Raw genomic sequence first — 13,488 nt, forward strand, 5'->3', positions numbered from 1 at the left:
GGGCATTGAGAATTAAATATATTCTTCTCCTGCCCTCTGCCTCCCTAATCCCCAGTCTCCAGTCTTCAGTCAGCAATCCCCACTTCTAAGCCGTTCTCACTGCCCCAGAATAAATTAAACCCCGTTGCAGATCCAGCGTTATAATCGCTCCATCCCGGATCGCTTGCGTTGCGTGTTTCACGCCGACAATCACTGGTACGCCGAGACGCAGGCCAATTACTGCTGCGTGGCTTGTAAGACTTTCTTCTTCCGTAATAATCCCGGCGGCTTTACGAATTGCTTCGACGAAATCGGCACTAGTGCGGGGTGCAACTAATATGTCTCCAGGATTAAAGTTACTAACATCCATACCAGTATTAGCCACCCGAGCGCGACCACTGACTGAACCTTGTCCTAATCCAATTCCGTGACCTAGTATTGCTGTTACCACCTCTACTTTAATCAAATCTGTGGAGCCGGAAATTCCCTGGAGTGTGCCAGCCGTCATTACTACTAAATCTCCCTCAGATAGTAGCTTCAGTTCCTGAGCCACGTTGATCGCAGCTTGAAATGTCTGACCTGTAGAAGGTAATCCTAATACCAACAGAGGTTTTACTCCCCATACCATTTGTAGTTGTCGCGCCACATTTACATGGGGTGTCACTGCCAAAATTGGTGTCTGGGGACGGAACTTAGAGACATTGCGAGCTGTTGCCCCAGTTTGGGTTAGGGTCATGATTGCTGCTGCACCTAGTTGTTCGGCAATTTGACCTACAGCTTGACTAATAGCATTGGGAATCGAGCGTCGCGCATCTCTTAAGGAACGTAAGTTTAAGTGTTGAGCTTGTTCCTGCTCCATGCGCTCGGCAATCCGTGCCATCGTCGCCACTGCTTCTACTGGGAAGCTACCCACAGCAGTTTCATTGGAGAGCATTACCGCGTCTGTGCCGTCTAAAATCGCATTTGCCACATCCGATACTTCAGCTCGAGTGGGACGGGGATTGCTGACCATGCTGTCTAACATCTGGGTGGCGGTGATGATAGGAATCCCCAAGCGATTTGCTGTAGCAATTAGACGCTTTTGGAGTACCGGAACATCTTCAGCTGGCAATTCTACGCCTAAGTCACCTCTGGCAACCATCACGCCATCACACAAAGCTAGAACCGCCTCCATTTGTTCAATGGCCTCGTGCTTTTCAATTTTGGCAATCACTGGCACTTGCTTGCCTGTACTGGAAATTAGTTCTTTAATTTCGATCATGTCCTGGGGATTGCGGACAAAGGAAAGTGCCACCCAATCTACACCTTGATCTAGACCAAACATCAGATCCTCTCGATCTTTATCAGTCATTGCCTTAATTGACAGGTAAACGCCAGGAAAGTTTACGCCTTTGTTGTTAGAAAGTTTGCCAGGCACGGTGATCCGACAATGCAAATCACCTTTGTCCCGGTTAATCTGCTCTACCAACATTTCTACTCTTCCATCATCGAGGAGGATTTTTGCACCAACTGGGACTTCTTCGGCTAAATAATCGTAGGTGACGCAGCTAATTTCTTGATTACCTACCACTGGACGATTTGTCAAGGTGAAGCGATCGCCTTTTGCCAAAACTATAGACCCGTTGTCAAACTTCCCCAAGCGAATTTTTGGGCCCTGCAAGTCTTGGAGAATAGCCACTGGCTGATTTAATTCAAAAGCGGTTTGCCGAATTAAGCGAATACTACGCTGATGATCGGCATGAGTTCCGTGGGAGAAGTTTAGCCGCAGCGTCGTGGCTCCCGCTTCAATAATCGCCTTGAGCATTTCAGGACTGCTAGTGGCGGGGCCAATAGTAGCGACAATTTTTGTCCGGCGCAGAGAATCTCTTAATTGCATAGGGGCTGAAGTTAGGGAGCTATCTGGGAAGTTATCGTAACTTAAGTCGCATCTCCTTTTCAGTCACTGCTATATCAATAGACATAAGCAGTTAGAGAGGGTTTATGGGAGAGTGGAGGCTGTGGGATAGACTAGATATAGTACATCAATCTTGTATCCATCCTCCTAACGAAGGTGTTTATCCCATCAACTTCTTAGAAATTGTCATACCCCACTGATCAGTAAAAATTAGTTCAAGTCTTGAATCATAACGTTATTCATCTACTAAGATGCAAAGCTGTGGATAAATATTGCTATACAAAACTTTACAAAATTTTATTATTTTCTAATCTTCATCGTATATTTGTAATGTTTGATTAAGAAGGAGTCAATGTTAGAGATGATCGCATCGGAGGCACAAAAGCCACTGACAATCCCGCCGAAGGAATTTTTAACGCCTCCTGGTGATTTCAATCCCACGCTACTACTGTTTTTAGTAGCTGTAGGAATGCTGGTGTTATCTAACTTTGGTTACTGGCTTTGGGAATGGTCGCACTGGTTGTGCTTTTGCGTTAACACGATTGCCTTGCATTGTGCTGGGACGGTAATTCATGATGCTTGTCACCAATCTGCCCATCGCAACCGGGTAATGAATGCGATGTTAGGGCATGGCAGTGCATTGATGCTAGCTTTTGCTTTTCCAGTGTTTACGCGGGTGCATTTACAGCATCATGGACATGTCAATCATCCCGAAGACGACCCAGATCATTATGTCTCTACGGGTGGCCCACTATGGCTAATTGCGGTGCGGTTTTTGTACCATGAAGTGTTTTTCTTTCAACGGCGACTGTGGCGGAAATATGAGCTATTAGAATGGTTCATCAGCCGCTTAATTGTTGGTGTAATTGTTTATATATCAGTGCAATACCACTTTTTGGGTTACATTCTCAATTTTTGGTTCATACCCGCTTTTGTGGTGGGGATAGCACTGGGATTATTTTTTGACTATTTGCCCCATCGTCCTTTTGCAGAGCGCGATCGCTGGAAAAATGCTCGCGTCTACCCGAACCAAGTTCTCAATATCCTGATTATGGGACAGAATTACCACTTAATTCATCATTTGTGGCCTTCTATTCCTTGGTATAATTATCAACCTGCATACTATGTGATGAAGCCCCTGTTAGATAAAAAAGGCTGTTATCAAACTTCAGGATTGTTGCAGAAAAAGGACTTTTTTGAGTTTGTTTATGATATCTTTTTAGGAATTCGGTTTCATTATCACAAAGAATAGAGTTGCTGTATAAAACGATGCCTACGACGGGCTGCGCCAACGCGTCAATAATCTCTGATTTCAACAACCACACCCGGAGTGATCATAGTTAGGATACTGCGAACACTGGGTATTAATGGAAGTAAATCAGGCAAGCGATTACTAGACGCTACAAGAACAACGACCGCAACTCCAGTCTGTTGCAAGTTTTGCTGATATCGTAAGTTTTGGTCTGTTGTGAGGAGAATTGTGAAACTCTCCTGGATCATCAGTTGCAATAGCTCACCATTATTTTTGCCTGACTATCCCATCTCCACAACTGTGCGTACCTCATAATCAGTGAGTTCACGCCTTAAAGGTCGTGGAACACACTCATCAAGCAAAATTCGCATAAGCGGTTAGCATTTCCTTTGCTAATTCGAGAGTGGCAATTGCTTGCTCACGGCTGACACTGGGAAAGTGATCTAGAAACTCATCCACTGAGTCACCTGCTTCTAAATAATCGAGCAAGGTTTTTATCGGCACACGAGTACCAACAAAAACAGGGGTTCCTCCCAATATATCGGGGTCGCTATGAACAATACGCGATGTGGATGTCATATAGTTAGCTTGTCTGCAACAGACTATTTTTTGATCCTAACTCTCACCCTTTTGGAAATCTCAGTATATATTCCATTGTCAGGGCAAAGCATCTAAAGTATAAGAATCCTTTAATAGCAAGGGTTTCGGCGTTTTTTAATTTAGCCTATTTTTTCGTCAAGATCCTTATCCAGCAGGGGTTTCAAAAATGCCGTGCGTTCGCCCTGATTTCATTGTCCCTTTGCAGAGTGCGATCGCTGGAAAAATGCTCGTGTTTATCCTAACTCAGTTCTCAATATTCTGATTATGGGACATAATTAACACTTAATTCATCATTTGTGGCTTTCTATTGGCAATAAAACGTAATGTACGATCACTGTCGTGGTAGAAGTGATGCAATTAGATAAATAATTATTGGCAAAAAGTTAATTTACAGATATAGCATATAGTTTTTTTCCTAAGAGCTTTGACCACTAACCATAAGATGGTATATAGTCTCTTCTTAACTAAGAACAGAGAAATTCTGTCTATGATTCGAGATTTAGAGCAGGTACGCCACGTCAAACACCAGCTTTCATCATAGGAAATTGAAACTTATGAAACAAGCTTGGCTACCATCTGCAAGTTATAATCTTTGGTCTTTATCAGATTCATGAGTGGGTCAAGAATTCTGGTTTTGTGATATGAAGCGAGGCTTTAACAAGGTTCGTCAGAAAGAACCTCAAGTTAAAGCTCTGTTGGAAGACAATAAACATCAGCGAATTGGGAAATTAGCACAAGGCGGTGTTTATGAATTTTATCAATATCCACAACTTTTGTCACAGTCTGAGGGTGTAGAAAAAGTTGCAGCTATTCTGAAACTTAATCAAGAGCCAAAGGAAGTTCAAGAGCGAATCATTGAGATTCTGAATAACTATTGTAAAGAACCTATTTTAGTTGGCAAGCAAATTATTCAGTTGAGCAAAGGCGATGAGGGATTTCCTTCACCAATCACTATCCAAGAAGGTAATTATTATTTCAATCTATATGCACCAACTGACTGCACTTTTAAACAGCCAGATGGTACTATTCATATTTTAGATTTCAAGACAGGTAAATCAGACTTTGACCGACGACAGGCTTACGTCTACCTGTTAGCAGCTAACTATCTCTATCCACAACAACCATCTATTGCCTCATTCTATAACTTAGAAACTGGCTTAGTATCTGACATCATTACAACCACTCCTGAACAACTCAAATTTGTGCAGATAGAGCTAGCAGATATAGCAAAACGATATGAGCTTGAAAGAATGCATTATGGCGAAAACCCAAATGATTTTGCCATAATATTTCCTCCCAATCCTGGGATTGCCTGTAGATATTGCAACTTTAATTCAATTTGTGAATTTTCTCTAAGTGAGGTTTCTAGGTGATTGCTGCTGCAACTATTACTCAAACAAAAACTTTATCTTCTAGCGAGATTTTCCGTCTAAACTTATCAAATATTAATATAATATGCTTTCAACTGAAACCTGATATCGAACAGGAGGAAGCCATTAGTTTGAGCTTCCATCTTAGGCACCAGAAAAAGGTTTGGCGCTGCGTATTTCTTCTACTGAAGCAGTTCTGGTAACAACTCAAGTAACTGAAAAGATGGGTTTTGCTTATCCCTTATGCTTGAGAGTTATCACTGGAAACCACCCAGCTTTAATTTCTTCTCCTATAGAACAGGTAGTTGAAACTACTTTAAAACTCACCTTACTGCATCATGGAGCATTAAAAATGCCTCGCTTACCAATGCCAGTATACGGAGCACACAAGACTGCTAAATTGCGCTTAAGGGGAATTTATCCAAGCAGTATGTTAGAGGGCGATTGCCAGTTTTGGCTGTAGAAATAACCTTTGTTACATATATTTCATTTAAATAATTTACACTTTTGACTTAACTGCTGGCTGTGATGTTTGTAAAGACTGAGGCAAACTCCAGTCGGGACGCAAGTTGGCGGCATTGCGTAAATAGATATGATGAATTGAGGCGGAGGCTGGCAAATAAGCATGGATTAAGAACCGAATGCAGCGCTGTAAGCTACCTTCGACGTGCATTTGCTGAACATCCAACATGGCCACATTATCCCAACCAGGACGCGACCTGGCGATCGCAGCTGGAAAAATAGCATCCAAATCGCGCGTCACTGAGAAAGTCACACTAATCATGTCCCTCGGCTGGAATTGATTCCGGTTTTCTAGTTCATCTAGAATTTCTGTCACTACCTCTCGCATTGCCTCAACAGTATTTTCTGAAACGGTTGTTGCTCCGCGAATCGCCCGCATTTGCCACTCCACGCCCAAATCCTCCTTAAAACAAAAAAGTTAGGAATTAGGAGTTGAGAATGAGAAGTTAAGATTTTTAACTCATAACTCCTCACTCATAAACGCCAGTTGCTCCACTTGGGGAAACCCCAAGACCGCACTGGCTCCTCCTAACTTATATTAGGGTCGATATAACCACAAGGGTAAACCACTAGTAGACATTTCAAATTCGAGCCAATCAATTCCAGATCGAATTCCTGATGAAACTTGACGACTTCCTGGTAGAAGGCGACTCAATAAAGGTTTACGTTCTTCTAGGGTATAGCAGAGAGTCTTTTCTGGATCAAGACCGACTAGTTCTGCTGTCCAGCGACGAGCATCTTCTTCTGTACCCAGACGGTCTACAACACCCAATTCTAGGGCTTGCTGTCCAGTAAAAATCCGGCCATCGGCGAAACTTTTCACAGCTTCTACTGTTAAAGAACGGCCATCAGCTACCGTTTGGACAAACTGCTGATAACTTGTGTCAATCAACTCTTGCAGGATATTTTCTTCTGCTTGAGTCAGTTGCCGGTCGAAAGATAATATGTCTTTGTAAGGGCCAGACTTAATTACCTGGAAAGAAACACCAATTTTTTCTAGCAACCGTTCCAAGTTATTTCCACGCAAAATCACACCAATACTACCCGTAATTGTACCTGGGTTAGCAACGATGTGTTCGGCTCCCATGCCGATGTAGACTCCTCCAGAAGCCGAAATATTGCCAAAGCTAGCGACGATTTTAATTTTTTCGCGCAAACGCTTCAGGGCGCTGTAGATTTCTTGGGAATCTCCGACTGTACCGCCAGGGCTATCGATACGCAGTAATAATGCTGGAAACTTTTTTTCTTCTACAGTTTTTAAGGCTTCTAGGACGCGTTTGCGAGTAGCACCGGCGATCGCACCAGTAATTTCAATTCGCGCAATTTGTTTTCTAAACTTGGGCTTAAACGGCCAAATCATGAGCTCTCAACATACCTCGTAATAAATTTAATATAAGATGCCCAAAGGTCAGACGACCTGTTTTGCTCTGTTAAGAAACATGAGCAGGCATTCCGATCGTCAGGATTTTAAGGAAATTTTTATATTTTGTAGTGAGTTTTATTTGATATTCTCGATGAATGCTAATCAAGTTCTTCAAGATTGCAGCTAACACAATATGTTAAACTCTAGTTTAGCTCCAACGTGATGATTTAGCACAGACTATTTTAGCTATTTTGCGGAATTAAAAATTATACAACCTTTGTTATTCTAGCTTTTTGACCTTTTGAGGATTGGTTGACTCAGGTCGCGCACCTGTACTAGTTGTCAGTAATTAATAACTAATAACTAATGAATAATAAATATTTAATTAATAATTCTGGCACTCAATTTAATTAATAAAATTCATTGAGCAACATTAATCTCTATTTAGCTTAAAACTAGTAGTACTTTCACTTTTGGGAATATCACTTTATCAGTTTTCTCTATCTTGTACAGTCCATGAGCAACTGACGAAGCTATTTCTACTGCTTATGAATCACTTCGTAAAATTTGACACCGATAATAAGCGTACATATCAAACAGTGCCCCGACGAAACTACAGGTCAAACTAATCACAAATAATCCCCGGAGGGGAATTCCACTGCCAAAGGTGGCGAGAAAAAGCATAATCTGAGTAGCGATCGCTTCAGTTAACTCTTGTAAACCGGGGAAGTAACCGATAAGGGGTAAAAGGAACAATCCGCCGCCAACTAGTAACATGGGAGCGACAAAACTAAAAATGATTGTCAGTAGTAGAGAGCGGAGAAAGTTAGTGAAAATAGCCATTTAAGACAAACTCCGTGAGTAGAGATAACAAAAGCTAGATAGCAGTTCGTCATTTTCTACAATACGTGCGATCGCTCCTGACCAACCAATCTGTCAAAAATCTTAAGTTTTCATTAAAATAAACGGCTACTAGTTACAGCACATGCTGGGGATATCAAAAAAGGTTTTAATCTACAAAACCCTTGTAAAATCTAGGTTATAGCCAAGGTTAGCCTTGTTTATTGGTTTGCAACAGCTTTAATAACAGCTTCATTTTCTGAGAGCATATTTAATCTAAGTTAATATTCAGCACGATGAAGACCCAGGGGAGCAGGGGGAGAAATCAATTCAAAATTCATGCATTAAAGAATTTCTGCCTCTAGCAAGAACTGCCTCCTGTTTTCCAATTCCCAATGCCCTGCAAAAACCTTGATATACAAAACTTTTGACTTTTGAATGCGTGACTTTCGCCTTGCGGTAATGCCCAATGCTCCATTACCCATTCCCTATCCTAATGACTTCCGCTATTCTTAAGGCAGTCACCGAGTTAGCTATAGAACATTGAACCAGACTACATCCAAATCCAGTTTAGGAGAATGGAGTCAGCGGCTGCTGGCAGCGATTTTTTTGGGTGGGCAAGTACTAGTTCACCTATTGAAGGGCAAAATCCATCGGCGCAACACCTTGCAACAAATGGCAGCAGTTGGGCCAGACTCCTTATTTATTGCGCTATTGACGGCTATTTTCGTCGGCGCGGTGTTTACCATTCAGGTGGCGCGGGAATTTATCAACTTTGGCGCAGGAAACATTATCGGCGGAGTGCTTTCTGTCGCGTTGACACGAGAACTCTCTCCCGTGTTGACAGCAGTGGTTTTGGCGGGGCGAGTCGGTTCTGCCTTTGCAGCCGAAATCGGTACCATGCGAGTCACAGAACAAATCGATGCAATGTTGATGTTGAAAACAGACCCAATCGATTACCTAGTTATTCCCCGCGTCCTTGCTTGCTGTTTAATGTTACCAATTTTAACACTCCTGTCGTTGGTGACAGGGATGTTTGGAGGATTGATAATTGCGATAAATATCTACAGCCTTTCTGAGACGGTATTTCTAGACTCAGCCCGTAACTTTCTTGCGATGTGGGATATTATTAGCGCCATGATTAAGGCGTGTTGCTTTGGCACTTTAATCGCCGTAATTGGTTGCAGTTGGGGGCTGACAACAACAGGAGGAGCCAAGGGTGTAGGACAGTCAACCACAACTGCTGTTGTGACTGCTTTGCTAATTATATTTGTTAGCAACTTTTTTCTTTCTTGGTTAATGTTTCAGGGGACTGGCAGTGCATTCATAGGGCTATAAAAGTGAGGAGTTAAAAGACGCGATTAATTGCGTCTGTACAGGAGAGACCCGATTAATAGTGTCTGTACAGGAGTTATGAGTTAAAACTTTTCACTCCTAACTCTTAACTTCTAACTCCTGACTCCTGACTCTTAAAATAGGAGAGATGCCTACTAAATAAAGCAGGATTTAAGACTGTGGCCAGTTCATTTACTCCTAACTCCACATCAACTGTGGAACTCAAGCCTAGTTACAATATACCTATAGTGTTGGTAATTGCCGCTATTCCACTACTGTTGGTACAACCGTGGTTAGGCTTTGTTTTTACGCTGTTTGGTTTGTTTCTCATGTTTCAGGCGTTAACGCTGCGTTTGCAATTTACCGCCACCGACTTAGATATTTACAGAGGCGAAAAATTAATTCGGCGCTTTCCCTATCAGGAATGGCAAAACTGGCGGCTCTTCTGGAATGGAGTCCCTATTTTGTTTTACTTTAAAGAAATTAAAAGTATTCACTTTTTGCCGATTTTATTTGAACCCAACACCTTGAAAACTTGCTTAGAACAACGTTGTCCACGTATTTAGTCTTGAGTTACATCTGTGCTGAGTCGTTTCGATCTACACTCATAACTCAGCACTAATAACTTAGGACTTTTATGTCAGGTCAATTGTAATATTTCTGAAAGCTATTTATTCGCGTCATAGGAATTACACTATTGTTTATGAACCCAGAGGCATCTCAAACCCCAGAACCAATTGATGAGCGGTTGGCGGCAGAAAAACAAGAACAGAACAATGCAGTTAAACATCCACTCAATCCATCTATTGAGTCAGTGGGAGAAACAGGAGCCATTAGCTCATCAGAAGATTACACAACTTTTGAGCCACTCATCTCTAATGTAGAAGTGGTAGATTCTACATTAGAGCTAACAGAAAATTTAAATGGCGAGTTTGTAACACAGTCGGAACCGGAAAATACCGCACTGGGATCAGAAAACGATCCATTATATACACAAGCACAGCAGCGAGTAGCAGAGTTGCAAAACGCTGAAGCTGCTCTTAAGGAAGAAATAGCCAAACTGCAAGCTTTTTACAAAAACCTTCAGGCACAAGTGGGTGAAACTCAAACCTCACTGGGACGACTTGTGCAAGAGTCACTGGTGCAGTTAGAACAACGCAAACAAACCCTGCAAATTTCTGTAGAACAACTAGAACGCCGACAAGAACGTATCCGCAATGAGATGCGAACCACTTTTGCTGGTACATCCCAAGACTTGGCAATTCGGGTGCAGGGTTTTAAAGACTATCTCACGGGTAGCTTACAGGATTTGGCTGTTGCTGCCGAACAGTTGCAACTCACGCCAAGTATGGTGGAACGAGAAAAACCATCTGTAAAAGAGGCTAAACCAGTTGAACCTCAACCTGGAATACCCCAATTTGCCCAACAGCAGTTTCAAGATACTACTAAGCAAATTCGCCGCCTAATTGACCAATACCGCAATAAACCAGATTACTATGGGCCAGCGTGGCAATTACGCCGTACCTTTGAACCAATCCACGCGGAACGAGTTTCCAACTGGTTTTTTACCCAAGGAGGACGGGGTGGTTTGCGGACAATGGGTAGCCGCTTACAAAATATTTTGATTGCCTCAGCTGCAATTTCGATATTACACAAGCTGTATGGCGATCGCGTCCGTACTTTAGTCTTAGCTAATACACCAGAGCGATTAGGTGAATGGCGGCGCGGCTTGCAAGACTGTCTGGGAATCGGTCGCCCAGATTTCGGCCCAGACCGGGGCGTGGTATTATTTGAAGCGTCTGATGCTGTCGCCCAAAAAGCAGACCGATTGACGAAAGCCAATCAACTGCCCTTAATTATCATTGACGATTCAGAGGAGCAAATTAGTCTGTCACTGCTGCAATTTCCTTTGTGGTTAGCTTTTGCTCCTGACCCCAAAATCATGAGAAACTATGATGATGACTTTTAAATGAGTCATTATTCATTAGTCATTAGTCAAGAGCTATTACTCTTGACTTTTTTAAATTTTGAATTTTGAATTTTATTATGGCTATTTGGTTAACTCTGTGTGGGGCAATTGTAGTTATAGCTTACCTATTGGGTTCTTTTCCCACTGGGTACATTGCTGTGAAGCAGTTAAAAGGGATTGATATTCGGCAAGTTGGTTCGGGTTCTACTGGAGCAACTAATGTACTAAGAACCTTGGGAAAAGGGCCAGGAGCATTCGTTTTAGTACTTGATGCCTTAAAAGGAGTGTTAGCGATCGCTCTAGTTTACTGGTTATTCAATTTTAACCCAATTCAAAATTATATCCCCCCAACAGTAGATGCACAAGTGTGGCAACCGTGGTTAGTAACAATAGCTGGGTTAGCTGCCATCCTGGGACATAGTAAATCAATTTTTTTGGGCTTTACTGGTGGTAAATCCGTAGCTATCAGCTTAGGGATTTTGTTAGCAATAAGTTGGCAGATAGGTTTAGCAACAGCCGGTGTGTTTGCCATCGTGGTGGCAATATCGCGGATTGTCTCTTTGAGTTCAATTGCAGGTGCGATCGCTGTTTCCATTTTCATGGTAATTTTGCATCAACCATTACCATATATTCTGTTTGGAATTGCTGGTGGGTTATATGTAATTTTGCGCCATCGCTCTAATATTGAACGACTGCTTGCAGGAACAGAACCAAAAATTGGGCAAAATGTAGTGACACCAGGACAAACTATATAATGATTTGTTTGGTACATACCTCGCCCCAAGCGATGCCCTAAGCTTGCCGTTGAGTGAGCCTGGTATCTCTTCTGGAGTTTAAACTAAGGAGCAAGATTCAATCTGACATGAACCTTTGAGGATGCCATCTAACTCAACAGTTTCTCCAGTATTTGGTTGTATATTAAATAATTTGCTCGCATACACGGAATAGTTTTCGTAATCTATCTGTAATAAGGCACGACGCACAGCATCTATATTGCGATCGCAAGATAATTAAAAAAAGCCTGAAATAACCTTAAGATAGTTAATTCACATCACGATGCATTTTGACCTACACACCCAACGTAGGTAAAAAAATCTTATTAAGCATTTCCGACCAATCCAAAATCCCAAGATGCCTTCTAAGCGAATCTTGTTTATCAGTAACGGCCACGGAGAGGACAACCACACCTCTCATGTTATTCAGACCCTGCGCCAATTGCGTCCTTCTCTGGAGATGGCAGCAATGCCGATTGTAGGGGAAGGAAAAGCTTACCGCAGCTTGGACATTCCCATTATTGGCCCTACACAAACGATGCCCTCTGGAGGATTCTTTTATATGAAGCGCCTCTATTTGCTCAAAGATTTTCAATCGGGATTGATTGGGCTAACTTGGGGACAATTACAAGCGGTGTTGCAGTATGCTCCCAACTGCGATTTGATTATGGCTACTGGAGATTTTGTCTCCCAGACATTTGCTTATTTAACAAAACGTCCCTTTGTCTCATTTATCTCTTGTCTTTCGGCTCTCTATGAAGGTCGATTGCGTATCAATCCTCTACTGTGGCATGATCTGAATTCTTCTCGATGTCTGGCAGTTTTCACCAGAGATTCCTATACAGCTTCTGACCTTCAACGGCAAGGTATAGCTAAAGCTCAGTTTGGTGGCATTCCGGCTTTAGATCGCCTCGTTCCTGCTGGCAAAGACTTGCACCTGAAACCCGACATTCCCATGATCGCTCTTTTGCCAGGATCACGGATGCCAGAAGCAGAGCGAAATTTCTGTTTGCAGTTGCAACTGGTGGTAGAAATTGCCAAAGTGATGCCTGAGTCACGATTCCAGTTTCGCGCCGCCTTAGTACAAAATTTGATGGAGCAACTAGACTACATTGCTAAAAGTCAAGGTTGGCAACTGGCTCAAGGCGTACTTACCTATTCTCCTCCAGGAAGTTCTGCTGAGGAATCACCGCTTGTAGAAGTGAGATGTTACTCAGATGCTTTCAGTGATATTGTATATTACTCTAACCTCGTCATTGGTATGGCAGGGTTGGCAGTGGATTTAGCAGTGGCGATCGGCAAACCAATTATCCAAATTCCTGGAGAAGGGCCTCAATTTACTTATCAATTCGCAGAGGCGCAAACGCGGCTTTTAGGCATTTCTGCCCAAACTATCGGCACTGGGCCAGCAACCCCAGAGACTCTCAAACAAGCGGCCCGACAAGTGGTTGAGACTTTAGAAGATGCAGACTATCTTGTTAAGTGTCAACAAAATGGCCCTGAGCGATTTGGGCCGCCCGGTGCATCTGAGAGAATAGCCCGCTTTCTGCTAACCTCTTTAGGAGAAACTTAGTACAGCTTTGCGTAAAAT

Annotated in this window: 13 protein-coding genes and 1 pseudogene; 9 read left to right on the forward strand and 5 right to left on the reverse strand. The window is 42.6% G+C overall.

Annotated elements, in window-relative coordinates; all coding sequences use genetic code 11:
* Window positions 1-85 precede the first annotated feature (85 nt).
* Window positions 86-1,855, reverse strand: coding sequence for a pyruvate kinase (gene pyk, locus V7L20_RS24560; protein ID WP_334746571.1), 1,770 nt, complete (start codon window positions 1,853-1,855; stop codon window positions 86-88).
* A 379-nt stretch (window positions 1,856-2,234) separates the two neighbouring features.
* Here pyk and crtR point away from each other — a divergent pair, with 379 nt between their 5' ends.
* Window positions 2,235-3,125, forward strand: a complete 891-nt coding sequence (crtR, locus tag V7L20_RS24565; RefSeq protein WP_334746661.1) for a beta-carotene hydroxylase — start codon at window positions 2,235-2,237, stop codon at window positions 3,123-3,125.
* Window positions 3,126-3,479: 354 nt separating this feature from the next.
* Here crtR and V7L20_RS24570 read toward each other — a convergent pair whose 3' ends face one another.
* Window positions 3,480-3,704 (reverse strand): DUF433 domain-containing protein, encoded by a 225-nt coding sequence (locus tag V7L20_RS24570; protein WP_334746572.1) that lies wholly within the window; start codon window positions 3,702-3,704, stop codon window positions 3,480-3,482.
* Between the two features lie 210 nt (window positions 3,705-3,914).
* On the opposite strand from V7L20_RS24570, the pseudogene V7L20_RS24575 reads away from it, so the two are divergent.
* The 3 genes and pseudogenes from V7L20_RS24575 to V7L20_RS24585 all read left to right on the forward strand — a co-directional run.
* Window positions 3,915-4,001 (forward strand): annotated as a pseudogene (locus V7L20_RS24575) (beta-carotene hydroxylase); the annotation flags it as partial.
* 338 nt (window positions 4,002-4,339) lie between these two features.
* On the forward strand, window positions 4,340-5,098 hold the full coding sequence (locus V7L20_RS24580; RefSeq protein ID WP_334746573.1) for a PD-(D/E)XK nuclease family protein: 759 nt from the start codon (window positions 4,340-4,342) through the stop codon (window positions 5,096-5,098).
* Window positions 5,099-5,258: 160 nt separating this feature from the next.
* Window positions 5,259-5,558 carry a hypothetical protein gene (locus V7L20_RS24585; RefSeq protein ID WP_334746574.1) on the forward strand — a complete coding sequence of 100 codons (300 nt, stop codon included), beginning with the start codon at window positions 5,259-5,261 and terminating at the stop codon, window positions 5,556-5,558.
* A 36-nt stretch (window positions 5,559-5,594) separates the two neighbouring features.
* Here the strand turns inward: V7L20_RS24585 and aroH are convergent, their stop codons facing one another.
* From aroH to V7L20_RS24600, 3 genes are all read right to left on the reverse strand, one after another.
* On the reverse strand, window positions 5,595-6,008 hold the full coding sequence (aroH, locus tag V7L20_RS24590) for a chorismate mutase (protein WP_334746575.1): 414 nt from the start codon (window positions 6,006-6,008) through the stop codon (window positions 5,595-5,597).
* Window positions 6,009-6,155: 147 nt separating this feature from the next.
* On the reverse strand, window positions 6,156-6,977 hold the full coding sequence (sppA, locus tag V7L20_RS24595; RefSeq protein ID WP_334746576.1) for a signal peptide peptidase SppA: 822 nt from the start codon (window positions 6,975-6,977) through the stop codon (window positions 6,156-6,158).
* Between the two features lie 549 nt (window positions 6,978-7,526).
* Window positions 7,527-7,823: a hypothetical protein gene (locus tag V7L20_RS24600; protein ID WP_334746577.1), complete on the reverse strand. Its 297-nt coding sequence runs from the start codon at window positions 7,821-7,823 to the stop codon at window positions 7,527-7,529.
* A gap of 540 nt (window positions 7,824-8,363) precedes the next feature.
* Between V7L20_RS24600 and V7L20_RS24605 the strand changes: the two genes are divergently transcribed.
* From V7L20_RS24605 to V7L20_RS24625, 5 genes are all read left to right on the forward strand, one after another.
* Window positions 8,364-9,158 carry an MlaE family lipid ABC transporter permease subunit gene (locus V7L20_RS24605; protein ID WP_334746578.1) on the forward strand — a complete coding sequence of 265 codons (795 nt, stop codon included), beginning with the start codon at window positions 8,364-8,366 and terminating at the stop codon, window positions 9,156-9,158.
* 176 nt (window positions 9,159-9,334) lie between these two features.
* Complete coding sequence (locus V7L20_RS24610; protein ID WP_334746579.1) at window positions 9,335-9,721, forward strand: DUF3119 family protein; 387 nt, start codon at window positions 9,335-9,337, stop codon at window positions 9,719-9,721.
* 137 nt (window positions 9,722-9,858) lie between these two features.
* A complete protein-coding gene (locus tag V7L20_RS24615; protein WP_334746580.1) occupies window positions 9,859-11,124 on the forward strand; it encodes a DUF3086 domain-containing protein in 1,266 nt (421 codons plus the stop codon).
* A gap of 77 nt (window positions 11,125-11,201) precedes the next feature.
* A complete protein-coding gene (gene plsY / locus V7L20_RS24620; protein ID WP_334746581.1) occupies window positions 11,202-11,879 on the forward strand; it encodes a glycerol-3-phosphate 1-O-acyltransferase PlsY in 678 nt (225 codons plus the stop codon).
* A gap of 376 nt (window positions 11,880-12,255) precedes the next feature.
* Window positions 12,256-13,470, forward strand: coding sequence for a lipid-A-disaccharide synthase-related protein (locus tag V7L20_RS24625; protein WP_334746582.1), 1,215 nt, complete (start codon window positions 12,256-12,258; stop codon window positions 13,468-13,470).
* Window positions 13,471-13,488: the final 18 nt, after the last annotated feature.

It is taken from the genome of Nostoc sp., from assembly GCF_036916735.1.
Taxonomy (GTDB): domain Bacteria; phylum Cyanobacteriota; class Cyanobacteriia; order Cyanobacteriales; family Nostocaceae; genus Nostoc.